This is a genomic window from Sinorhizobium sp. 7-81, assembly GCF_030124405.1.
Taxonomy (GTDB): domain Bacteria; phylum Pseudomonadota; class Alphaproteobacteria; order Rhizobiales; family Rhizobiaceae; genus Sinorhizobium; species Sinorhizobium psoraleae.
This window is the reverse complement of sequence record NZ_JASKLT010000002.1, coordinates 449,561-472,116: the sequence shown is the minus strand read 5'-3', so window position 1 is coordinate 472,116 and position 22,556 is coordinate 449,561. Positions and strand designations below refer to the sequence as shown.

At 63.3% G+C, this 22,556-nt stretch carries 18 protein-coding genes; 11 read left to right on the top strand and 7 right to left on the bottom strand.

Annotated elements, in window-relative coordinates:
- Nucleotides 1-9: 9 nt before the first annotated feature.
- Entirely contained in the window at nucleotides 10-1,218 is a 1,209-nt protein-coding gene (locus QN224_RS09465) for an NAD(P)/FAD-dependent oxidoreductase (RefSeq protein WP_283976444.1), read from the bottom strand.
- A gap of 158 nt (nucleotides 1,219-1,376) precedes the next feature.
- The gene (locus QN224_RS09460) at nucleotides 1,377-2,402 is read right to left on the bottom strand and encodes a substrate-binding domain-containing protein (RefSeq protein ID WP_283976443.1); all 1,026 of its coding nucleotides are present in this window, start codon (nucleotides 2,400-2,402) and stop codon (nucleotides 1,377-1,379) included.
- Between the two features lie 488 nt (nucleotides 2,403-2,890).
- Here QN224_RS09460 and QN224_RS09455 point away from each other — a divergent pair, with 488 nt between their 5' ends.
- From QN224_RS09455 to QN224_RS09430, 6 genes are all read left to right on the top strand, one after another.
- The gene (locus QN224_RS09455; protein WP_283976442.1) at nucleotides 2,891-4,156 is read left to right on the top strand and encodes an ABC transporter substrate-binding protein; all 1,266 of its coding nucleotides are present in this window, start codon (nucleotides 2,891-2,893) and stop codon (nucleotides 4,154-4,156) included.
- Nucleotides 4,157-4,374: 218 nt separating this feature from the next.
- Nucleotides 4,375-5,358 (top strand): sugar ABC transporter permease, encoded by a 984-nt coding sequence (locus tag QN224_RS09450; protein ID WP_283976441.1) that lies wholly within the window; start codon nucleotides 4,375-4,377, stop codon nucleotides 5,356-5,358.
- Complete coding sequence (locus QN224_RS09445) at nucleotides 5,358-6,188, top strand: carbohydrate ABC transporter permease (protein WP_173511930.1); 831 nt, start codon at nucleotides 5,358-5,360, stop codon at nucleotides 6,186-6,188. Before QN224_RS09450 ends, QN224_RS09445 begins: the two co-directional genes overlap by 1 nt.
- Nucleotides 6,189-6,244: 56 nt before the next feature.
- Nucleotides 6,245-7,273, top strand: coding sequence for an ABC transporter ATP-binding protein (locus QN224_RS09440; protein WP_283976440.1), 1,029 nt, complete (start codon nucleotides 6,245-6,247; stop codon nucleotides 7,271-7,273).
- A 170-nt stretch (nucleotides 7,274-7,443) separates the two neighbouring features.
- The gene (locus QN224_RS09435) at nucleotides 7,444-8,229 is read left to right on the top strand and encodes a ThuA domain-containing protein (protein WP_173511928.1); all 786 of its coding nucleotides are present in this window, start codon (nucleotides 7,444-7,446) and stop codon (nucleotides 8,227-8,229) included.
- A gap of 8 nt (nucleotides 8,230-8,237) precedes the next feature.
- The gene (locus QN224_RS09430) at nucleotides 8,238-9,326 is read left to right on the top strand and encodes a Gfo/Idh/MocA family protein (RefSeq protein ID WP_269286300.1); all 1,089 of its coding nucleotides are present in this window, start codon (nucleotides 8,238-8,240) and stop codon (nucleotides 9,324-9,326) included.
- Between the two features lie 203 nt (nucleotides 9,327-9,529).
- Here QN224_RS09430 and QN224_RS09425 read toward each other — a convergent pair whose 3' ends face one another.
- From QN224_RS09425 to QN224_RS09405, 5 genes are all read right to left on the bottom strand, one after another.
- On the bottom strand, nucleotides 9,530-9,889 hold the full coding sequence (locus QN224_RS09425) for an SPW repeat protein (RefSeq protein WP_173511926.1): 360 nt from the start codon (nucleotides 9,887-9,889) through the stop codon (nucleotides 9,530-9,532).
- 342 nt (nucleotides 9,890-10,231) lie between these two features.
- Nucleotides 10,232-11,032, bottom strand: coding sequence for an inositol monophosphatase family protein (locus QN224_RS09420; protein ID WP_283976439.1), 801 nt, complete (start codon nucleotides 11,030-11,032; stop codon nucleotides 10,232-10,234).
- Nucleotides 11,033-11,104: 72 nt separating this feature from the next.
- On the bottom strand, nucleotides 11,105-12,166 hold the full coding sequence (locus QN224_RS09415) for an ABC transporter ATP-binding protein (RefSeq protein WP_283976438.1): 1,062 nt from the start codon (nucleotides 12,164-12,166) through the stop codon (nucleotides 11,105-11,107).
- On the bottom strand, nucleotides 12,163-14,391 hold the full coding sequence (locus QN224_RS09410) for an iron ABC transporter permease (protein ID WP_283976437.1): 2,229 nt from the start codon (nucleotides 14,389-14,391) through the stop codon (nucleotides 12,163-12,165). Before QN224_RS09410 ends, QN224_RS09415 begins: the two co-directional genes overlap by 4 nt.
- A gap of 197 nt (nucleotides 14,392-14,588) precedes the next feature.
- Nucleotides 14,589-15,617, bottom strand: coding sequence for an ABC transporter substrate-binding protein (locus QN224_RS09405; RefSeq protein WP_283976436.1), 1,029 nt, complete (start codon nucleotides 15,615-15,617; stop codon nucleotides 14,589-14,591).
- Between the two features lie 193 nt (nucleotides 15,618-15,810).
- Here QN224_RS09405 and QN224_RS09400 point away from each other — a divergent pair, with 193 nt between their 5' ends.
- From QN224_RS09400 to QN224_RS09380, 5 genes are all read left to right on the top strand, one after another.
- Complete coding sequence (locus QN224_RS09400) at nucleotides 15,811-16,824, top strand: substrate-binding domain-containing protein (RefSeq protein WP_283976913.1); 1,014 nt, start codon at nucleotides 15,811-15,813, stop codon at nucleotides 16,822-16,824.
- Nucleotides 16,825-17,006: 182 nt separating this feature from the next.
- Nucleotides 17,007-17,216 carry a dodecin gene (locus QN224_RS09395; protein WP_173511920.1) on the top strand — a complete coding sequence of 70 codons (210 nt, stop codon included), beginning with the start codon at nucleotides 17,007-17,009 and terminating at the stop codon, nucleotides 17,214-17,216.
- A 292-nt stretch (nucleotides 17,217-17,508) separates the two neighbouring features.
- Nucleotides 17,509-19,392 (top strand): sigma-54-dependent Fis family transcriptional regulator, encoded by a 1,884-nt coding sequence (locus tag QN224_RS09390; RefSeq protein WP_283976435.1) that lies wholly within the window; start codon nucleotides 17,509-17,511, stop codon nucleotides 19,390-19,392.
- A 173-nt stretch (nucleotides 19,393-19,565) separates the two neighbouring features.
- On the top strand, nucleotides 19,566-20,639 hold the full coding sequence (locus QN224_RS09385) for a 2,3-butanediol dehydrogenase (RefSeq protein ID WP_283976434.1): 1,074 nt from the start codon (nucleotides 19,566-19,568) through the stop codon (nucleotides 20,637-20,639).
- A 71-nt stretch (nucleotides 20,640-20,710) separates the two neighbouring features.
- Nucleotides 20,711-22,513, top strand: a complete 1,803-nt coding sequence (locus QN224_RS09380) for an NAD(P)/FAD-dependent oxidoreductase (protein WP_283976433.1) — start codon at nucleotides 20,711-20,713, stop codon at nucleotides 22,511-22,513.
- The last annotated feature ends 43 nt before the right edge of the window (nucleotides 22,514-22,556 follow it).

The window sequence follows — 22,556 nt, the reverse complement described above, 5'->3', positions numbered from 1 at the left end:
CGGACTCCGCTACCGCTGCAGCCAAGCCTCGATCCCGCGTGCCGCCGCCCGTCCCGTCGCAAAGCAGGCGGTCAGCAGATAGCCGCCGGTCGGCGCTTCCCAGTCGAGCATTTCGCCGGCGACGAAAACCCCCGGAAGCGCCTTCAGCATATAGTCGTCATCGATGGCATCGAGGCGAACGCCTCCCGCCGACGAGATCGCCTCCGCGATCAGCCGGGGTCTGAGAACCGGTATCGGCAAGGCCTTGATCAGCCCGGCAAGGTGCCGGGGATCGGCGTGAGGTGCGGCGGGTGCCATTTCCCTGACCAGCGCGGCCTTGACCCCGGCAAGGCCCGCAGCTTTACGAAGGCGGTTGGAGAAACTCGCTTTGCCGTGCTGCCGCGCAAGATCGCGGGCAAGCCGCTCCGCTGTTCGTCCAGGCACGAGGTCAAGCATGAGCACGGCCTCGCCATTTCTTTCGAGCTCGTCGCGCAAGCTCGACGCGTGGGCATAGACGAGGCTGCCCTCGATGCCGTGCCGCGTCACCACGAATTCGCCCGGGAAGACGCCGGCATCGGACGCAGCCGTCACCGATTTCAGCGGCTCGCCCGCGAAACGCTCGCGAAAGGTCTCGCTCCAGGCGACGTCGAAGCCGCAATTCGCGGGTCGAAAATCGCTGATTTCGAAGCCTCGGTCGCGCAGTAAAGGCAACCAGCCGGCATCGGAGCCGAGTCGCGGCCAGCTTGCGCCGCCGAGCGCCAGCAAGGCGGCGTCGCAATGGACGATCGTCCGCCCCTCCGGCGTTTCGAAGACATAGCCGCCGTCATCGAAACCCGACCAGCGATGGCGCGTGAGAACCCGGACGCCCTGCGCCTCCAGCCTGCGCAGCCAGGCGCGCAGGAGCGGCGAGGCCTTCATGACCTTTGGAAAGACGCGGCCCGAGGAGCCGACAAAGGTTTCCGTGCCGAGCTCGGCCGCCCAGGTCCGCACATCGTTCGGCGTGAAGGAGTCGAGGGCGGGGCGCAATCGATCCGACGCGGAGCCGAAGCGGGTCGCGAAATGCGCATAATCCTCGGCGTGGGTAATGTTGAGCCCGGATTTCCCGGCGAGCAGGAATTTGCGCCCGACCGTTGGCATGCTGTCATAGACGGTCACGGCATGGTCGAGGCTGGACAACACGTCCGCCGCCATGAGGCCGGCAGGCCCGCCGCCGATGATCGCGATCTCTCTTCTTTTCATCCGCCCGACGCCTAATCCCTGGCTGCACTCTTTGCCTGGACTTTTGGACTGCTCGGGCATGCCATGCAAGGGCGCGCCGAGCGAACTGGTCGACGTCGCCGGCCTCGCGGCCTCCTTCGGTCTCCGGAAGCCGCAGTACGCCTTGCCGATGGAATGGATCAGCCGGGCGCTTGCGGCACCGGACCGCTGGATTCGCGAAGGATGAGCTCGACTGGCCAGAGCTCGTGGATCTCCGTCGCCGGTCTGCCAGACAGAAGCTGCAGGACCAGATCCGCCGACCGCGCGCCCGCGGCGCGCAGCGACGAGCGGGTGGTCGAAAGAGAGGGCACCATGTTGTCGGCGGTGAGATAGGGAAAGACATCATCATGGGCGATGACGGAAATGTCCCGGCCGACCACGAGCCCGAAGGAGCGCACCGCGCGGTAGACGCCGAGCGCAGTCATCATCGAGCCCGCCACGAACGCCGTCGGCCGCGGCGATTGTTCGAGGAAGGAGCGGGCGAAGCGAAATCCCAGTTCGTCGGTGAAATGGCCATGGGCGACCAGGCGCGGATCGAACTGGATGCCGCGCTGCGCGAGCGCTTCGCGATAGCCCTTGTCGCGATGAAGCGAAAAGGTCAGGCCGGCGCGACCGTTGACCATGGCGATGCGCCTGTGGCCGAGGTCTATGAGGTGCGAGGTCGCGCGCCGGATGGCGCCCTCGTTGTCGATGTCGAGCCAGGCATGCGGAACCTGGGTCTCGGAGCGACCATGGACCAGAAACGGCATTCCGAGCCTGTGCAGGAGCGCGATGCGCTCGTCGTGCGGCATTGGAGAATGGATGATCACGGCGTCGACCCGGCCGCTAGTCGCGAGCCTGCTGTAGAGCTGGTTTTCGTTCTTGCCACCCTGCTCCGCGAGCGGACTGACGAGGATGTCGATGTCTTCGCTATCCAGCCGCTCGGCCATCCCGCTCATATATTCCGAGAACTGGAATTCGCCGCTGCGGCCCACCACCACGCCGATCGCGCCGGCACGGCCGGTCACCAGGCGCACCGCATTGATGTTTGGCCGGTAGCCGAGGCGCGCCGCTTCCTCCGCGACGCGTTGGCGGGTTTTCTCGCTAACCTCGGGATAGCCGCTCAACGCGCGACTGACCGTGGTCGGGGACAGCCCCAACTGTTTGGCGAACTCCTTGAGCTTCATTGATCGATCGTATTCCCTGCCCGCCCCCGCTGCACGATTTCCCAGTTCGGAGGCCATCCGACGACGAAATCATGCAGTATTTCAAACTGCCACACCGACCTTTGGCGCCCGATTGGACGCGCCGCCGCAGCATTTGCGCAAGGACTATACGCGGTTCGCCGGCGGTAACAATCCGTTCCCGCAGTGAGTGGGCGCAGGCCGAAAAAACGGCATGGAGTTTTGCAGCATCCAAATCGTTTTAAATTTATGCGAAATGTCGCGCCCGAGCCGTGTTTTGTGTCGCTTGTCGTTGCAGCTATCCACAGGCCTCGCAGAAGAAACATTTCATGGAAAAACAATGATATAGATCATGCACGTTGCCGTTGTGACATCGCCTCTGGACACGCCTTGACAGAAGTTTGGGCTTCTGCCAGCTTCTCCCGCAGCCAAACCGTTTTCGAATTCAGGGGAGTTTACGAAACCGGGGGAGCTTGGAGGAGCTAGAAAACATGAAGCCTATCCTGAGGACGCTGATTATCTGCGCTGCCATCGCCGGTGCTGCCGATCTTGCCGCCGCCGCTGAATTATCTATGGCGGCCAATTCGACCGGCAAGAATTTGAGCTTTCTGCGCGAGCAGATCGCCAAGTTCGAAAAGGAGACCGGTCACAAGATCAACCTGGTGACGATGCCGCCGTCGAGCAGCGAGCAATTCAGCCAGTACCGCCTCTGGCTTGCGGCCGGAAACAAGGATGTCGACGTCTATCAGACGGACGTCATCTGGGCGCCGCAGCTTGCCGAACAGTTCGTCGACCTGACCGAGGCCACGAAGGACGTGGTCGGTGCCCACTTCCCCTCGATCATTCAATCGCAGACCGTCAACGGCAAGCTGGTCGCGCTGCCGTTCTATACCGACGCGCCGGCGCTCTATTACCGCAAGGATCTCCTCGACAAGTATGGCAAGACGCCGCCCAAGACCTGGGATGAACTCGCCGCCACGGCAAAGGAGATCCAGGACAAGGAACGCGCCGCCGGCAATCCCGACATCTGGGGTTTTGTCTTCCAGGGCAATGCCTATGAAGGGCTGACCTGCAATGCGCTCGAATGGATCAAGTCCTCCGGCGGCGGCCAGATCGTCGAGTCCGACGGCACGATCTCCGTCAACAACGAAAAGGCTGCGGCGGCCCTCGAACGGGTGAAGGGATGGATCGGCACGATCTCTCCCCCTGGCGTGCTCGCCTATCAGGAGGAGGAATCGCGCGGCGTCTGGCAGACGGGCAACGCCGTGTTCATGCGCAACTGGCCCTACGCCTATGCGCTTGGAAACGGCGACGACAGTGCGGTCAAGGGCAAATTCGAGGTGAAGCCGCTGCCGACCGCGACAGACGGCGATCAGCCTTCCTCGACGCTCGGCGGATGGAACCTCGCGGTTTCGAAATATTCGGACGACCAGGAAGCATCGATTGCTTTCGTCAAGTTCCTGGGCTCGCCCGAGGTGCAGAAGACGCGCGCCATCCAGCTGTCGAACCTTCCGACGATCGCTGCGCTCTACGATGATCAGGAAGTCGCCGCCGCGCAGCCTTTCATGCCGAACTGGAAACCGATCTTCCAGAATGCCGTGCCGAGGCCCTCGGCGGTCGCGAAGGTGAAGTACAACGAGGTCTCCTCCAAGGTCTGGAGCGCCGTGCACAACACGCTGTCGGGCGGGGGCACGGCCGCCGAAAACCTCGAACTTCTCGAAGCCGATCTGACCGAGCTCCAGGGCGACGCCTGGTAAGTTCCCAAGGCCTGCGACGGCAGCCATCGCCGGCTGCCGTCGCAAACAGCATCGCAGGCTCTTCGGAACCCCGAAGAGCGCTTCAACCGAAATCATGCAGCAATTCAAAGTTCTACAGCGACTTTGCGCCTCTGGTCAGACGCGCGGCGCCGCAGGGAACCATGCAGCAGGTCGAACGTTCCGCCCAGAAGCTGGACGCCAACCAGTGAGCTCGTGTCATGACAGATCTTTCTCTCGCGGGGCCGCCGTCCGCACTTGTGGGCAAAAGGATAGGCTCCGACCTTCAGGCGCAGCGTGTCCGTTCGGCTTGGGTCTTTCTCGCGCCGACATTGCTTGTTCTGGCCATGGTCGCTGGCTGGCCGCTCGTGCGGACCATCTATTTCAGCTTCACCAATGCCTCGCTGACCAATCTCTCCGGAGCCGAATTCGTCGGCCTCCAGAATTATCTTTCCTGGGTCACGCTGAAGAGCGGGCGAACCATTTACAGGGGCCTGCTCGCCGATCCCGCCTGGTGGAACGCGGTGTGGAATACGCTGAAGTTCACCGCGATCTCCGTCAGCATCGAAACGGCATTGGGGCTGATCGTGGCGCTCGTGCTCAACGCGCGGTTTCCCGGACGCGGCCTCGTGCGCGCTGCGATCCTCATTCCCTGGGCGATCCCCACCATCGTCTCCGCGAAGATGTGGGCATGGATGCTCAATGACCAGTTCGGCATCCTGAACGACATACTGCTCGGCCTCGGTCTGATCGGCCAGAAGATCGCCTGGACCGCGAGCCCCGATACCGCGATGATCGCGGTGCTGATCGTCGATGTCTGGAAGACGACGCCGTTCATGGCGCTCCTGATCCTCGCCGGTCTGCAGATGGTGCCAGCCGATATCTATGAAGCCGCCAAGATCGACGGCGTGCATCCCTTGCGCGTCTTCTGGCGGCTGACACTGCCGCTCATCCGGCCGGAGCTGATGGTCGCGGTCATCTTCCGGATGCTGGACGCGCTGCGCATCTTCGACCTCATCTACGTGCTGACCCCCAACAACGCGCAGACGAAGACGGTGTCGGTGCTCGCACGCGAGAACCTCTTCGATTTCGACAAGTTCGCCTACGGGGCGACCGCCTCCACCATGCTGTTCCTGATCATCGCGTCGATCACCATCCTCTACATGTGGTTCGGGCGCGTAAACCTCGATGGAGGAGAGCGCTGATGGTCGCCACAATCGCAAAGCGGACCGGGTTCTATGCGCTCGTCGCCGCCATCATCGTCATCGCGGTTTTCCCGTTCTACTACGCGATCCTGACGAGCTTCAAATCCGGCACGGCGCTGTTTCGCGTCGACTATTGGCCGACGACGGTGTCGCTTGCCAATTACGCAGAGATCTTCTCGCACGGCACGTTCGTTCGCAACCTCGGCAATTCGCTCCTCGTCGCCACGCTGGTGGTGGCCATCTCGCTGCTGCTCGCCGTCACCGCAGCCTATGCGCTGGCGCGCGTGCGCTTCCGCGGCCGGTCGCTGCTGCTGTTGACCATCCTGTCGGTGTCGATGTTCCCGCAGATCGCCGTGCTTGCCGGGCTGTTCGAGCTCGTGCGCTTCATCGGGGTCTACAACACGCCGCTGGCGCTGATCTTTTCCTACATGATCTTCACGCTGCCGTTCACCGTATGGGTGCTCACCACCTTCATGCGCGACCTGCCGGTCGAGATCGAGGAGGCGGCGATCGTCGACGGCGCCTCTCCCTGGGTGGTGATCACGCGGGTCTTCATGCCGCTGATGTGGCCGGCATTGGTGACGACAGGGCTGCTCGCCTTCATCGCCGCGTGGAACGAATTCCTCTTCGCGCTGACATTCACGTCCTCGGACGTCCAGCGCACGGTGCCGGTCGCGATCGCGCTGCTTTCGGGCGGCAGCCAGTTCGAAATTCCCTGGGGCAACATCATGGCGGCATCGGTGATCGTCACGGTGCCGCTCGTGGTCCTCGTCCTGATCTTTCAGCGGCGGATCATTTCCGGGCTCACGGCCGGCGGCGTCAAAGGTTAGAGCGGATGAGGAAGAGCGGTTTTCCGCCCGAACCTCGCGTGATTTAGGAGAGAAGAATGGCAGAGCTTCAACTGCGGGACATTCGCAAGTCCTTTGGCGCCTTCGAGGTCATCAAGGGCGTCAGCATGGACATCCGGACGGGTGAGTTCATGGTCTTCGTCGGGCCGTCCGGCTGCGGCAAGTCCACGCTGCTCCGGCTCATCGCGGGGCTCGAGGAGATCACCTCCGGCACGCTGGCCTTTGACGGGCAGATCGTCAATCAGCTCGTACCGTCCCGCCGCGGTATCGCCATGGTGTTCCAGTCTTATGCGCTTTATCCGCACATGACGGTTTTCGACAATATGGCCTTCGGCATGCAGCTCGCCGGCAAGGACAAGGAGCAATGCAGGAAAAGGGTCGAGGCGGCAGCCGAAATGCTGCAGCTCACGCCCTATCTCAAGCGGCTGCCTCGCCAGCTCTCCGGCGGGCAGCGGCAGCGCGTGGCGATCGGCCGCGCGATCGTGCGCGACCCGAAGGTCTTCTTGTTCGACGAGCCGCTGTCGAACCTCGACGCGGCGCTGCGCGTCGCGACCCGTCTCGAGATCGCCAAGCTCCATCGCAGCATGCACAACACGACGATGATCTACGTGACGCACGACCAGGTCGAGGCGATGACGCTCGCCGATCGGATCTGCGTGCTCCGGGACGGGCTCGTCGAGCAGATCGGCACGCCGCTCGAAGTCTATGAAAGCCCGAATTCGGTCTTTGTCGCCGGCTTCATCGGCTCGCCGAAGATGAACTTCCTGAGCGGACCGTTCGCCGAACCCTACAAGGCACGGACGATCGGCGTCAGGGCGGAACATCTAGAGATCGTCGACAGTGCCGGGCAGTGGAGCGGAACGATCGTGCACTCCGAGATGCTCGGCTCCGACAGCTATGTCTATATCGACATCGGCTCCGACGAACCGGTGATCGTCCGGGAAAGCGGAACCTCCAGGCACCAGCCTGAACAGACCGTGCAGATTTCGCCGGCCGCCGGCCAGATCCATCGCTTCGATGCGGCGGGGCGCGCGATCGGCCGCACGGAATGGCGGGGTGCGGCGTAACCTCGCCGCAAGCCAAACTACAGCGCCGCGCGTCTTACCAGGCGCACAAAGATCGCTGTAGCACTTCGAATTGCTGCATGTTTTTGTCCTTAACCGGCTCCGATCCAAGGACACCTGCAGTAGAGACAAAGGCATCCGGCAGAGGATGCCGTAACCCAAGGAGAATGACCTTGTCTATCAACACCATCGTGTGGGGTGAGAACATCCACGAGCAGACGAATGCGGTGGTTCGGGAGATTTATCCGAACGGCATGCACAACACGATCGCGGCGGCGCTGAACGAGGATGCGGCGATTGCCGCGACGACGGCGACGCTCCAGGAGCCGGAGCACGGCTTGAGCGAAGAGCGGCTGGCGTCGACCGACGTGCTCGTCTGGTGGGGCCACAAGGACCACGGCGCCGTCGAGGATCGGGTCGTCGAGCGGGTCGCAAAGCGCGTTTGGGAAGGCATGGGGCTGATCGTGCTCCACTCCGGCCATTTCTCCAAGGTGTTCAAGCGGCTGATGGGCACGCCCTGCGCGCTCAAATGGCGTGAGGCGGGCGAACGCGAACGCGTCTGGGTGGTCAATCCGCGCCATCCGATCGCCGAAGGTCTCGGCGAGCATTTCGTCTTGGAAAACGAGGAGATGTATGGTGAGCAGTTTTCCGTGCCGGAGCCGCTGGAGACGGTGTTCATCTCCTGGTTCGCCGGCGGAGAGGTGTTCCGCTCGGGGCTGACCTGGCGGCGCGGCGCCGGTAACATCTTCTACTTCCGTCCCGGCCATGAAACCTATCCGACCTATCACGACGCCACGGTGCACACTGTGCTGCGCAATTCGGTGAAATGGGCGCACAATCCGCTCGGCAGCTACAAGGCGATCCACGAGGCGCCGAACGTCCCGGTGGAGAAGGCTCTGGAGCCGATCGTCGAGCGCGGGCCGAAGCTGCACCAGGCCGGCGAAGCAGGATATCGATGAGGTCCACCATGCGTTTGCTCATTCTCGGAACCGGCGGCATGGCCAACAGCCATGCGCAAGCCTTTGCCAAGATCGATGGCGTCGAGATGGTCGCCGCCGTCGATGTCGACCCGTCGCGGGCGCGCGGCTTTGCCGACATGCACGGCATTGCCCGCATCTTCACCTCGCTCGAAGACGCAATCGCCTGGGGCGAGTTCGACGCGGTGACGAACGTCACGCCGGACAAGGCCCATCATCCGACGACGCTGGCGCTGATTGCCGCCGGCAAGCACGTGCTGTGCGAAAAGCCGCTGGCCGAAAATTACGACAAGGCGGCCGAAATGGCCGATGCGGCCGAGCGCTCCGGCCTCGTCAACATGGTGAACCTCACCTACCGCAATGTCGCGCCGCTCCAGCGGGCACGCGAACTGGTGCTTGCAGGCGAGATCGGCCGAGTGCGCCATCTCGAAGCCTCCTACCTGCAGAGCTGGCTGGTATCGAAAGCCTGGGGCGACTGGGCGAGCGAATCGAAATGGCTGTGGCGGCTGTCGACCAAACATGGCTCCAACGGCGTGCTCGGCGACGTCGGCATCCATATCCTCGACTTCGCCAGCTATGGCGCCGGCAGCGCGGTCGATCGGGTCTTTGCCCGGCTGAAGGCATTCGACAAGGTGCCCGACAACCGCATCGGCGAATATGAGCTTGATGCCAATGACAGCTTCGCGATGACGGCGGAGTTCGAAAACGGCGCGATGGGCGTGATCCATGCCAGCCGCTGGGCGACGGGCCACCTGAACGAACTGCGTCTCAGGCTGCATGGCGACAAGGGCGCGCTGGAGGTGATCCACACGCCGGACGGCTCGCGCCTCAAGGCCTGCCTCGGCGCCGATGTCGAAAAGGCGATCTGGCGCGATCTCGATGCCGGAACGGTGCCGACCAACTACCAGCGCTTTGCTGAGGCGGTCGCAGCCGGTCAGGCTGTCGAACCGAGCTTCCGCCATGCCGCCAATCTCCAGAAGGTGCTCGATGTCGCAATCGAAACCGAAAGAGAACGGCGCGAACTGGATGTCGCGGATGTACTTTCGGTCGAGGAAGAACGCGCGGTCGTCGGGGGTTAAAAGGAAAATATCCCCGCTTTCGAGCGGGACGAGGAACGATACTTCGGCCAGCGTCCCGCTCGAAGGTTCACCCAATGATCCCGGACCGGCTAAGTCCAGGATCAAATTGGTCTACAGCGCCGCGCGCCTGATCAGACGCACAAGGGTCGCTGTAGCACTTTGATTCTAGAGCATCTTTTCCGCTTCCGGTGAAGCGGGATGCTCTAGGCGTGCGAGTGCGGGTGACGATAGTCCCAGACCGCCCAGGCCGACAGTGCCGCGACAAGCACGCCGAGAATGACATGCGTCCACATCGCGTTCACGTTCGTCATGAAGCCGAGCACCCAGGGAGAGACGATCAGCCAAAGGCCGATCACCATATTCACCCACTCCTCCCATTCTGCGAAGGCAGAAAGCGCCGCAATCGCCAGCGCACCAAGCACGATGCCGGCGATCCAGGCGTTCCAGGTCGGAACGGCCTCAGTCGCAAAACCGATGACCCAGGGAGAGAGGAACAAGCACACCGCCAGGATCAGGTTGGCCCAATCCTGGGCTCTTCGTCCGGCCATGAGAGTGTTTACCATGACAACCTCCACGTATGAAGCTTGACCAAAGCGTCACCCCTCGCGTGCGCCTTACGTTTCAGCTCCGGCCTTTCACTTCGCACGGTCGCTGTAACGCTTTGAATTGGCGTAGGATTTTATCCTCAAATCGCCCCCATATCAAGAAATCTTGTAGATTCGCTGCCATATAGGCTGCCGTGTCCGATCACGCGCAGGCCGATTTGCTCCGGCTTCTGCTGCCGACGTTCGACAGACCCGACAAAACCGTCCCCTCACGCTGGCGAGCAAGATCGGATTCACGCAGCGATTCAAGGCGATAATGCCGCACGCCTCGGGGGTGCGAGGCGCGCGCAGGCATGCGACCTAGAGCGCGGCGATCTTCTTCAGGTCGTCGATCGCGCCAGGTGCCGCGGCGAGAACGGCGGATCCAGTTGTAAGACGTTCACCCTCGACGGGGAAGGGCAGGTACCATCCGCCCGCTTCCTTTACCAGGCAATAGCCGGCGAGGCAGTCCCAGGCGTGCATGTGGGGTTCGTAATAGCCGACCAGGCGGCCGGCAGCGACATAGGCGAGCATCAGGGCGCCGGAACCGTTGCGCACGAAATTGCCGCCGGATTCAAGCAGCTTCTCGACTATCTTGCCGACGAATGCCGGCGTCACGTGATTATTGGCGCCGATCCCGGTGACAGAGTTGCGGATCGTGCGTGAAGCATCGAGCGACAACGGCTTGCCGTTGAGACGCGCGCCGCGCCCGAGTGCTGCGGCATAAAGTTCGCCATGGCACGGCGCCGCGATCACTCCCACCACAGGGACGCCGTCATGCAGAAGCGCGATCGAGACACACCAGTTCGGCATGCCGTTGACGAACGGGCTGGTGCCGTCGATCGGGTCGATCACCCAGGTGAAGCCGGAACTTCCCGGCACGAGGCCGTATTCCTCGCCGAGCACGCCATCGTCCGGGTAAGCTTCCGCAAAACGGGCGCGGATAAGATTCTCCACCTCGCGATCGGCGATCGAGACGACATCCTGCGGATCCCGTTTGATCTCGACGACCAGCGTCTCACGCCGGTTGAAATAGTCGAGCGCCACGGCGCCCGCCTCGCGAGCCACCGCTTCGGCTAGAGCCAGTCGGGTTTCGAGCCCGGAAGGGTCGTGTGACGTCATGAAGGTTTCCTCGGTTATGTTTTGCAAATGGGTTTCTCGGCAAGCGCGCGGTGGTGACATCTCGACCGGGGCTCAACTGCTGATGATGGCGATGCCGCGCTCCTTGAAGCCGATCGCGACATCCGTCGCCGGAGCCAGCGTTCTTTCGACAGCGGGATCGACGACGAAGAGCGTGCCTGCGGCCGTCTTCACCTCGTATTCGACGTGATCGCCGAGATAGGCGGCGTGGGTGATGCGACCGGAAAACGCGCCGTTTCTCGCCGGTTCCAGCGTGATTGCATTCGGCCGCACGGCGAGCTTCGCCGGTCCGGGGCGGATATCGCGGCCCGGTACGCGATGGGTCAGCGCCTCGACACGGATCGTCGCATCGCCGCCCTCGACGCCGAGGATATCGCAGGAAACGACATTGGCCTCGCCCATGAAATCGGCGATGAAGGCCGACGCAGGGGCATCATAGAGATCGCGCGGCGCGCCTTCCTGCGCGACATGCCCATCCCTCATCACGATGATGCGGTCGGAGACGGCAAGCGCCTCGTCCTGGTCATGGGTGACGTAGACGGCGGTGAAGCCGAGGCGCTGCTGCAACTCGCGGATTTCGGTCCGGACGCGACGGCGCAGCCGCGCGTCGAGATTCGACAGCGGTTCGTCGAGCAGCAGCACCTGTGGTTCGAGCACCAGCGCGCGGGCGACGGCGACGCGCTGTTGTTGTCCGCCGGAAAGCTCGGCCGGCAACCGCTCGCCCATGCCGGCGAGGCCGACGAGCGCCAATCCGTCCTCGGCGCGCTCGCGCGCCTCCTTTCGCTTCAGGCCGGACGATTCAAGACCGTAGGCGACATTTTCGAGCGCCGTCATATGCGGGAACAGGGCGTAGGACTGGAAGACCATGGAAACGTCGCGTTCATTCGCCGGCAACATGGTCACGTCCTTGCCGCCGATCAAAATGCGGCCGGATGTCGGATGCTCGAGGCCGGCCAGCATCCTGAGTGTCGTCGTCTTGCCGCAGCCGGACGGCCCAAGCAGCGTCACCAGCGTGCCCGGTTCGATCGTCAGCGACAGGTCGTGAATGGCCGTGAAGGCGCCGAACTGCTTGCGAATGTTTTGAAAGACGACGGAACCGGGACCTTCGGTGCTCATGCGGTTTTCTCCTGGCGAAGGGAAGCGGGCGTGGTGGCGGCAAGCGACTGCACGCGGTTCTCGCGTCTCAGCCGCCGCTCGCCGACAAGGAACTGGAAGCCGGCTATGACGGCGATCATCACCAGGATCAGCATCGAGGAATAGGCGATCGCGACACCGTACTCGCCGTTCTCGACTAGGCCGACAATGTAGGACGTCGCCATGTTGTATTCGGCGCTGACCAGGAAAATTACGGCGCTGATCGAGGTGATGGCGCGTACGAAGGAATAGACGAGCGCCGCGGTGATCGCCGGGCGCAACAGCGGGAGGATCACCTTGCGGATCGTGCGGAAGCTGTCGGCCCTCAGCGTCAACGATGCTTCGTCGAGGCTCCGGTCGAGCTGGCTCATCGCCGCGACGCCGCCGCGCACGCCGACCGGCATGTTGCGAAAGACGAAGCAGGCGATCAGGATCAGGGCGCTTCCGGTCATCTCCAGCGGCGGCAGGTTGAAGGCCATGATGTAGCTGATGCCGATGACCGTGCCGGGAATGGCGAAGCTCATCATCAGCGCGAATTCGAAGAGCTCGCGGCCGGCAAATTTCTGGCGCACGATCAGATAGGCGGTAAGGAGCCCGACCGCAGCCGTCAGCGGCGCCGAAACGAGGGCGATTTCCATCGTCGTCCAGAAGGAGTTCCAGGCAACGCCGGTCCAGGCAATGGCTCCGTCGCGCAATTCGATCGAGAAGGCTTGGGCGTAGTGCTCGAGCGTCAGCGTATTGTCGAGCCCCCAGGTCTTCACGAAACCGCCGATCAGGATCATGCCGTAGACGACGATGGTGAAGAGCGCCCAGGGAACGACCAGCGCATGGACGCCGATCGAGACCGAGCGGGGGAGGGCCGCATGCATGCCGCTGTCGCCCTTGCCGGTGACGGTCGAGAAATTCTTGCCCGAAAGCCAGATGCGCTGGGCGAGGAAGGCGGTGAGCGTGAATGAGAGCAGGATGATAGCAAGGACGGCGGCGCGCGAGGGATCGTTTTGCGAACCGACGACGGCGAAAAAGATTTCCGTCGAAAGCACGCCATGGCTGCCGCCGAGCACCAGCGGATTGCCGAAATCCGCCATGCTTTCGATGAAGCCGATGAGGAAGGCATTGGCGAGGCCGGGCTTCATCAAGGGCAGCGAGACGTGCCAGAAGGTCCGCCAGCGATCGGCTCTCAGCGTCTGCGACGCTTCCTCCATCGACGGGCTGACACCCTCGACGACACCGATCAGCACAAGGAAGGAGATCGGCGTGAAGGACAGGACCTGCGCGATCCAGATGCCGGTGAGACCATAGAGCCACCGACCTGGCTCGATGCCGAGGATTGCCGACATCGCCTGCGTCGCCACGCCCGAGCGGCCGAAGAGCAGGGTCAGCGCGAGGCCGACGACGAAGGGCGGTGTGATGATCGGCAGCACCGTCAGGAGCCGCAGGCTCTTCTTGTAGCGAAAGCCGGTGCGGGTGGCGACGAGAGCGAAGGCGAGCCCCAGAATGGTCGAGCCGCCAGCGGTCATGACTGCCAGCCAGAAGGTGCGCCAGGCGACGCCACAGCGGGTCCCGCCGATGACGCAGTCGAGGCTCCAGATCGACGGGTCGACGATGTTGCGCGTGAAGCCGTCCGGATTGAACGAGCCGTCGAAATCCTGGAAGGCGCCGACGAGCATGCTGCCGACCGGATAGAAGACAAAGACGGCGACAAGAAAGACGAGGAGCGCGATGGCCCCGACGACGAAGGCGTCACCCTTCATCGCGCCACGCTCGGCAAGCCCGAAGGAAAAGGTGAGGACGAAGACGAGCGCCGAAAGCACCGCGCCGGCTCCCATGGCAGGCTGCCCGTCGGGGAGCGCACCGAAGAACGCTTCGCTGATCGTCCAGGTCCAGCCGGTAAAGCCGATCGCCAGCCCCTGCAGCGCGAGGAGCGCGATCCCCAGTGCGCCGGTTGAGGCAAGGAGAGTGCCGCGCCGACGTGGATCGCCGACGAAGCGGGAGGCACCGGCAAGGAGGAGCAACAGCGCCGGCGCGGCAAGCCACCACCGGCCGTTCACAATGTGAAGCACGCCGGGCGAGACGGATGAGCTCCCCGGAAAATCGGCGAGCCAGCCGAAGCCGAAGAAGCCGCCCTCGATGCGGTACCAGGGTAGGAGGAGAAACGCCGCCAGCCCGAGGGCGAGAACGATATCCAGTCTGCGATTGCGATATCCCATGGATCGCGTTTGCCTCGGGTCGTCGGGGTCGCAAGAACCGTGCCCGAAGTCATCAGGGGGCATCATGCGACCGATTGCAAGAAAAGTGGAGCGGTGTGCGTCACCGCAGGGCTCATCCGTTCAGAGCGCGCGACAGCGGGTACGGTCGGCCGGCGAGAACGTCGCCGGCCGCAGTTCGCGGCGCGCCGGAATGCGCGTCAGTTCGCGTTGGCGCCGATCTCCCGGTCCCAGCGCTCCAGGAGCGCCTTGCGCTTGGCCGGATCACCATAGGTCTTGAAGTCGTAATCAATCAGCTTGATGTCCTCGAACTTCGGCGCTTCCTTCGGAATCTCGGCCGTCTTGTTCGACGGGAGCTGGAAGGATTTTGCCTCCTTCATTTTCGATTGCACCGCGGGCGAGAGCGCCCAGTCGTACCATTTCTTGGCATTGTCGAGGTTCTTCGCGCCCTTGATGATCGACATGGAGCCGATCTCGTAGCCGGTACCCTCGCAGGGCGCCACCGACTTCACCGGGAAGCCTTCGACGGCCTGCGCCACGGCGTCATGCATGAAGACGATACCGATCGCGGTTTCCCCGCGCGCAGCAGCCTTCACCGGTGCCGAGCCGGACTTGGTATATTGCGAGACGTTGTCGTTGAGCTTCTTCAGGTAGTCGAAGGCCTGGTCCTCGCCCATGATCTGAACGAGTGTTGCTAGCGCCGTATAGGCCGTGCCGGAAGAGTTCGGATTGGCGATCTGGACCTCGCCCTTGAAAGCCGGATCGAGCAGGTCGGCCCAGCACTTAGGCTCCTTGAAATTCTTCTGCTTGAAGATTTCCGTGTTGTAGCCCCAGCCGAGTGCGCCGGCATAGACGCCGACCGTGCGGTAGCCGGAACTTTCGGCCTGCTTGACCGCCCAATCCTGCAACTCACCGAGCATCGGCGACCTGTATTCGAGTGTCAGCCCCTCGGAAGCGGCCTGCAGGTGCGGGTCGCCGGTGCCCGCCCACCAGATATCGGTTTTCGGGTTGCGTGCCTCGGCGCGGATCTTGGCATAGGTTTCGCCGGACGAAAGGCGAACCATGTTGACCGAAATGCCCGTCTCCTTCTCGAAGGCGCCCTCCATCTGTTCGCAGATCACCACGTCCGCAGAGCAGATGAGATTGAGATTTCCGTCGGCATGCGCGGAAAAGGCAAAGAAAGCCACACCCGCGGCAAGCGTTGCCGCGGCGATTTTTACCGAACCCATGATTTCCTCCCAGATTGTGCCGGCGCCTCCATGCCGGACGCTGTTGCAAGCGCGTGCAAATGCTGCATGAGGAGGTTTTTCCTGTCAACATATTTCTTCGTCAATACCGCCGTTCACGGGGCACAGACGCCTTGCACACATTTGCAAAATCGTGCAATTCTCCGTGCACAGATCGCAACACATTCGGGCCATCGTGTCGCAAAAGCCTTTCGTCAGCGCTCAAGAGGTCGCCGAACGGGCGGGTGTCTCCCGTTCCGCCGTTTCGCGCACCTTCACGCCCGGTGCCAGCGTCTCTCCCGAGACGCGGCGCAAGGTGGTGGAGGCGGCCGAGGCGCTTGGCTATCACGTCAACCATCTCGCGCGCGGGCTGATGCGCAACGAAAGCGGCATCGTCTGCCTCATCGTCTCCGAGATGGGCACGCCATATCGATCGACCCTGATCCGGGCGCTGACGCAGCAACTGCAGAATGCCGGCAAGATCGCCATGCTGGTCAATACCGACCGTTCCGACGGCAGCGTCGGTCTCGCGCTCAGGCAGGCAATCCGGTATCGCGCCGACGCTTCCATCATTCTCTCGGGAATGCCGGACAAGTCGATTACGCAGCTCTGTCTCAAGAACGGTCAGAGACTGGTGCTGATCAACCGCGACGACGATCAGGAGGGGCCGTTCAGGATCAATCTGAACGACGCGGTGGCCGCGGGCCGGCTTGTCACGGCCTTCCTGCGTGCCGGCTGCCGACGCCTTGCCTTTGCCAATTCCGAGGCGGGAACGCCAAGCTTGATGGCGCGCGAGCACGGCTTCGTCGCGGCCGCGAAGGCGATGGGTCTGGATGTTGTCGTCGACCGCTACGGACCGACAGCCTATGAAAGCGGCCGCGTGCTGGCACAAAGGCTGCTGACGCTGAGTGAGCGGCCCGACGCTGTCTTTTGCGCGACCGACCTCATCGCCTGCGGCTTCATGGATGCAGCCCGGCATCAGTTCTCGGTTTCCATTCCGGATCAGCTCTGCGTCGCCGGCTTCGACGACATCGAGCAGGCCGCCTGGTCGTCCTACGAATTGACGACGTTCGCCCAGCCCGTAGAGGCGATCGCCCGGGAGGCAGTGAGATGGCTGGGCAGGGTCGACGCGCAAGATCCTTCCGCGCGCGACCATTCGATCAGACTCGACGCCGATCTCGTCTGGCGTTCCTCGATCCGCGGCGGGTAACAGCCCCACGCTCCGGGCGTCCGCAAATTTCGCCGGTGACTGGCAATCGCAACCCAACAGGCGCATGCTGGCCCTGTCGGCCTCGGCGGTCGCCGGTGAGAACGAGGCGTGCGCCGCGCTTTTCGCCACCCGCGAGGGCGATGTTCAGAAGAAGAAGCAATCAGAACCCGGAGGAGGTTGCTGTGAGCGGGCACGTCTACAAGAAGATAGAATTGATCGGAAGCTCGAAGACCTCGGTCAACGAGGCGATCGAAACGGCGATTTCGCGCGCCTCGAAGACCATGCGGAATCTCGACTGGTTCGAAGTCGACCAGATTCGGGGACAAATCGTCAACGGAGAGGTCGCGCACTATCAGGTCGTCATGAAGGTCGGATTTCGCCTCGACGAGTGATCTAAATGGACGATGGCGCCGGGTGCCTGCGCCTTTCCTCCGGGCGAAATCGAAGGCCCGGAGCGCCCTCGGCACTCCACGTCGGCTTGGATGATACAGATAGAGGATAGTCCGGGCACCGCTCTCCGAGCACGAGGTGCCCGAGGCGGACCTTTGCGTACCCGCTTCCTCGGGTCCCCTTCCTTTACATTTCGGTTTCCTATGCGCACACTCGCGCCCCAGCGGCGATCGCGTCTTTCAGACGCACAAAGGTGGCTGCAGCAGGAGGAAGGCGGTCCGTTGGGAGGCGGTCATGTTTTCACATTCCGACCATATCCGCGAAATCGAGCGCGTCGGCCGTGGCCTTCCAAGCAGTCGCGACGCTACGGTCGTCAAGTCCTGGCTGCGCTGCCTGGAACACCACCGCCTCGACCCGGCGCAGGCCTGCGAGGCCTATATCGTGCCCGAGACGCGGCTTAAGGAACATCGCCAGCAATCGGAAGACCTGATCGCCATCGCTCGCTCCGGGCTCGAACATCTGTTCCGCCAGGTCGCAGGGCAGAACTACGTGCTGCTGCTCTCCGACCGACAGGGTGTGACGGTTGAATTTCTCGGCGATCCGCTGTTCGACAACAGCCTTCGCAAGGCCGGGCTCTATCTCGGCTCCGAATGGTCCGAGTGGCGCGCCGGCACCTGCGCCGTCGGTGCCTGCATCGAGGCGGGTGAGGCGCTGACGATCCACCAGACCGACCACTTCGACAACACGCACACGCCGCTCTCCTGCACGGCCGCGCCGATCTACGATATCCACGGCGAACTTTCGGCCGTCCTCGACATCTCGCTTTTGAGTTCGCCGATCCTGAAGGCGAGCCAGAACCTCGCGCTTCATCTTGTCACCGCCAGCGCGAGGCGCATCGAGCTTGCCAACCTCATGGCCCAGGCGCGGCACCAGTGGGTGCTGCGTTTCTCGCGCTCGCCGGAATTCCTCGACGTCGACCCGGAGGCGGCGGTCTCGATCGACGGCCTCGGTCGGATCGTCGGCATGACCCATGGCGGGGCGAAGATCCTCGCCCGCTCGACCGGGCTCGACTGGCGTGATCCGCGCCAGCTCATCGGCGAGCCGGTGTCGCGCTTCCTCGATCTCGAGATCGACGACCTTCCCGAGCTTACGCGCAGGCGGCCGACCCAGGAACGGCTCGTCTTCGCCCGCGACGGCAATGCGCTCTTCGCCCACGCCATCGAGCCGCATGCCAGCATCCGCGCGCCAAGCGTCTCGCGCGCGCAGATCCCGCCGCCGCTGCGCCAGCTTGGCGGCGATGCGCCCGAAATCGTTGCGCTGCAGGCAAAGGCCGCGAAACTCGCCCGCACCGGGCTGCCGATCCTCATCCAGGGCGAAACCGGGACGGGTAAGGAACACCTGGCGCGCGCCATCCACGAGGGCAGCGGCCTCAGGGGGCGCTTCGTCGCCATCAATTGCGCGGCAATCCCCGAGCAGCTGATCGAGAGCGAGCTCTTCGGCTATCTGCCGGGGGCCTTCACCGGTGCGTCCGCCAAGGGCCGAAAGGGCCTGATCGAACAGGCGGACGGCGGCACGCTCTTTCTCGACGAGATCGGCGACATGCCGCTTGCGTTGCAAAGCCGGCTGCTCAGGGTGCTGGCCGAGCGTGAGGTGCTTCCGGTCGGGGGCACCGTGCCGCGTCCGGTCCAGATCAGGATCGTTTCGGCCTCGCATCGGCCGCTGAAGACGCTGGTTGCGAACGGCGCCTTTCGCGAGGATCTCTTCTACCGGCTCAATGCCGCGACGCTCTCGCTGCCGGCGCTAAGAGACAGGCCGGACTTCGATTGGGTGCTGGAGCAGATCCTGAAGCGGCATTCCAATGCGGCCAGAGAACTCACGCTCTCTCCGGCCGCGCGCGTGGCGTTGAGGGCGCACGACTGGCCGGGAAACATTCGCGAGCTCGACAACGCCATAGCTGTTGCTGCCGCGCTCGCCGAAGGCTGCGTCATCCAACCATGCGATCTGCCGGACCAGCTGGTCGCGACGGCTGAGCGGGAGACGGGCGATGCCGGAACAGCACTGGGCCTGATGCTCGATGCCTGCAACTGGAACATCTCCGAGGCGGCGCGAAGGCTGGGCATCGATCGCTCGACCGTGCATCGGCAGATCAGGCGCTACCACCTCGAGCAGAAGCACTGAGCGACTTTGCCTTGCAACAGGTAAGCTGCCACACCTGTGGCGGCTGTGCTGCCTGACGCAACACACCGCTCGATCATCGTCCTTGAAATCATTGTATTTTCCTCGCCCGCAACGGCTTGGCACGGCCATTGCAAATCGCTGCTCAACCATGACGGCAACGATCAGGAGGAAACATGCGAGCGCTCAGATTTCATGCGGCCAAGGATCTCAGGATCGAGGATATCCCGGCGCCGGGCGAGCCGGCAGCCGGGCAGGTGCTGGTCAGCAACCGCTTCGTCGGCATATGCGGCACCGACCTGCACGAATATGCCTACGGCCCGATTTTCATTCCCAAGGATCCGCATCCTTTTACCGGCGCATATGGTCCTCAGGTGCTGGGCCACGAGTTCGGCGGCGTGGTCGAGGCGGTCGGTGACGGAGTGACCTCGCTCCGCCCGGGCGACCGGGTTTCCGTCCAGCCGCTGATCATGCCGCGTGCCGGCGATTATTTCGCCGATCGCGGCCTTTTCCACCTGAGCACGGATTTGGCGCTGGCGGGCTTGAGCTGGGCTTGGGGCGGCATGGGCGAATACGCTTTGCTCAACGAGTACAATGTCGAGAAGATTCCCGACGAGATGACGGACGAGGAGGCTGCACTCGTCGAGCCCACCGCGGTTGCGGTCTACGCATGCGACCGCGGCGGGGTAACGGCCGGCAGCAGCGTGCTCGTGACCGGTGCCGGGCCGATCGGCGTGCTGACTCTGCTTGCCGCGCGCGCGGCCGGCGCGGCGCAGCTCTTCGTCTCCGATATCAACGACGCCCGGCTCGAATTCGCAGCATCGATCCTGCCGGATCTCGTCACGATCAACCCTGAGCGAAGAAAACCGGGTGAGGTCGTGCGCGCTTTGACCGAAGGCAAGGTCGGCTGCGACGTCGCGATCGAATGTGTCGGGAACGAGCACGCGCTCAAGGCCTGTGTCGATGCGGTGCGCAAGCAGGGCGTTGTCGTGCAGACTGGCCTGCATCCGCATGAAAACCCGCTGGACTGGTTCCAGGTCACCTTCAAGGACATCGATCTGCGCGGCTCCTGGGCCTATCCAACCCACTATTGGCCGTGCGTCATCCGCCTGATCGCGTCCGGCCTCCTGCCGGCGAAACGGATCGTCACGAAGCGCATCGCCCTCGATGAAGCGGTGACCAACGGCTTCGACGCGCTTCTCGACCCGTCCGGCAAGCACCTGAAGATCCTGATCGATCTCATGAAGTGACGCCGATGTTTCCCGCGCGGGCGGATGAGGAGCCGCCCGCGTCTCACTCAAGCGAAAAAGGAGGAGACCTCATGCTTGAAGAAAGTCCCAACACCCGCATCGACAACACGCTTGCCAAGCTCGGCAGGGCGCTCGAACAGGGCGATATCGAGGCCGCTGTCAACCTGTTCCAGGCGGATTGCTATTGGCGCGATCTCGTCGCGTTTACCTGGAACATCAGAACGATGGAGGGCCGGAACCAGATCCGCGACATGCTGACGAGCCAGCTCGCGGCGGTGAAACCGGCACTGTTCCGGCAGGACGAGAAGGAACAGGCGAGCGGCGGGGACGGCGTGAGCGAAGGATGGTTCGAATTCGAGACGGAGGTGGCGCGCGGCTACGGCCACATGCGGCTGAAGAACGGTCTGATCTGGACGCTTCTCACCACGATGACAGAGCTAAAGGGGCACGAGGAGCCGAAGGGCTTCAGGCGGCCGCTCGGCGCCGAGCACGGTCATGATCCCAACCGCAAGACGTGGAAGGAAAAACGCGAAGGGGAGGCGGCCGAACTCGGCTACGAGACCCAGCCCTATGTCGTCATCATCGGCGGCGGGCAGGGCGGCATCGCGCTTGGCGCGCGTCTGCGCCAGTTGAACGTGCCGACGATCATCATCGAGAAGAACGAACGCCCAGGCGATAGCTGGCGCAAGCGCTACAAGTCTCTCTGCCTGCACGACCCGGTCTGGTACGACCACCTGCCCTATATCCCCTTCCCGGAGAACTGGCCGGTCTTCGCGCCGAAGGACAAGATCGGCGACTGGCTGGAAATGTATACCAAGGTGATGGAGCTCAACTACTGGAGTTCGACCAACTGCAAATCGGCTGAGTACGACGAGGAGGCGAAGGAGTGGACGGTCGTCGTCGAGCGCAACGGCTTGGAGGTCGTGCTTCGGCCGAAGCAGCTCGTTCTCGCGACCGGCATGTCGGGCAAGCCGAACATCCCGAAGCTGAAAGGTCAGGAGGTCTTCAAAGGCGAACAGCAGCATTCCTCACAGCATCCGGGTCCGGACGCTTACCGCGACAAGAAGGTGGTGGTCATCGGCTCCAACAATTCCGCGCATGATATCTGCGCGGCGCTTTGGGAAGGCGGTGCCGATGTGACGATGGTGCAGCGTTCGTCGACGCACATCGTGCGCTCCGACACGCTGATGGATATCGGGCTCGGGGACCTCTATTCCGAACGGGCGGTTGCCGCCGGCATGACGACGCGCAAGGCAGATCTGATCTTCGCCTCGCTTCCCTACCGGATCATGCACGAGTTCCAGATTCCGCTTTACGAGAAGATGCGCGAGCGCGACGCGAAGTTCTATGCGGATCTGGAAAAGGCCGGCTTCATGCTCGACTGGGGCGCCGACGGTTCCGGCCTGTTCATGAAGTATCTCCGCCGTGGATCCGGCTATTACATCGACGTCGGCGCCTGCGATCTCGTCATCGACGGCAGCATCAAGCTGAAATCCGGCTCCGACGTCAGCCACCTGACGGAAGACGCCGTCGTCTTGAAGGACGGCACCGAGCTTCCGGCCGATCTCGTCGTCTACGCCACCGGCTATGGCTCGATGAACGGCTGGGCGGCGGATCTCATCTCGAAGGAGGTCGCCGACAAAGTCGGCAAGGTCTGGGGCCTCGGCTCCGAGACGCCGAAGGACCCCGGTCCGTGGGAGGGCGAGCAGCGCAACATGTGGAAGCCGACGCAGCAGGAGGCGCTCTGGTTCCACGGCGGCAACCTGCATCAGTCGCGGCATTATTCGCAGTATCTTTCATTGCAGCTGAAGGCCCGCTGCGAGGGCATTGCGACGCCGGTCTATGGCCTTCAGGAACGGCACCACCTCGGCTGATCGAGGATGAAATGCGCCAGCCGGCTTCTTCTTCCGGCTGGCG

Excerpts from the sequence above, each read along its gene's own strand:
- QN224_RS09465 (WP_283976444.1), bottom strand. The coding sequence starts at position 1,218 with ATGAAAAGAAGAGAGATCGCGATCATCGGCGGCGGGCCTGCCGGCCTC.
- QN224_RS09460 (WP_283976443.1), bottom strand. The coding sequence starts at position 2,402 with ATGAAGCTCAAGGAGTTCGCCAAACAGTTGGGGCTGTCCCCGACCACG.
- QN224_RS09455 (WP_283976442.1), top strand. The coding sequence starts at position 2,891 with ATGAAGCCTATCCTGAGGACGCTGATTATCTGCGCTGCCATCGCCGGT.
- QN224_RS09450 (WP_283976441.1), top strand. The coding sequence starts at position 4,375 with ATGACAGATCTTTCTCTCGCGGGGCCGCCGTCCGCACTTGTGGGCAAA.
- QN224_RS09445 (WP_173511930.1), top strand. The coding sequence starts at position 5,358 with ATGGTCGCCACAATCGCAAAGCGGACCGGGTTCTATGCGCTCGTCGCC.
- QN224_RS09440 (WP_283976440.1), top strand. The coding sequence starts at position 6,245 with ATGGCAGAGCTTCAACTGCGGGACATTCGCAAGTCCTTTGGCGCCTTC.
- QN224_RS09430 (WP_269286300.1), top strand. The coding sequence starts at position 8,238 with ATGCGTTTGCTCATTCTCGGAACCGGCGGCATGGCCAACAGCCATGCG.
- QN224_RS09425 (WP_173511926.1), bottom strand. The coding sequence starts at position 9,889 with ATGGTAAACACTCTCATGGCCGGACGAAGAGCCCAGGATTGGGCCAAC.
- QN224_RS09420 (WP_283976439.1), bottom strand. The coding sequence starts at position 11,032 with ATGACGTCACACGACCCTTCCGGGCTCGAAACCCGACTGGCTCTAGCC.
- QN224_RS09415 (WP_283976438.1), bottom strand. The coding sequence starts at position 12,166 with ATGAGCACCGAAGGTCCCGGTTCCGTCGTCTTTCAAAACATTCGCAAG.
- QN224_RS09410 (WP_283976437.1), bottom strand. The coding sequence starts at position 14,391 with ATGGGATATCGCAATCGCAGACTGGATATCGTTCTCGCCCTCGGGCTG.
- QN224_RS09405 (WP_283976436.1), bottom strand. The coding sequence starts at position 15,617 with ATGGGTTCGGTAAAAATCGCCGCGGCAACGCTTGCCGCGGGTGTGGCT.
- QN224_RS09390 (WP_283976435.1), top strand. The coding sequence starts at position 17,509 with ATGTTTTCACATTCCGACCATATCCGCGAAATCGAGCGCGTCGGCCGT.
- QN224_RS09385 (WP_283976434.1), top strand. The coding sequence starts at position 19,566 with ATGCGAGCGCTCAGATTTCATGCGGCCAAGGATCTCAGGATCGAGGAT.
- QN224_RS09380 (WP_283976433.1), top strand. The coding sequence starts at position 20,711 with ATGCTTGAAGAAAGTCCCAACACCCGCATCGACAACACGCTTGCCAAG.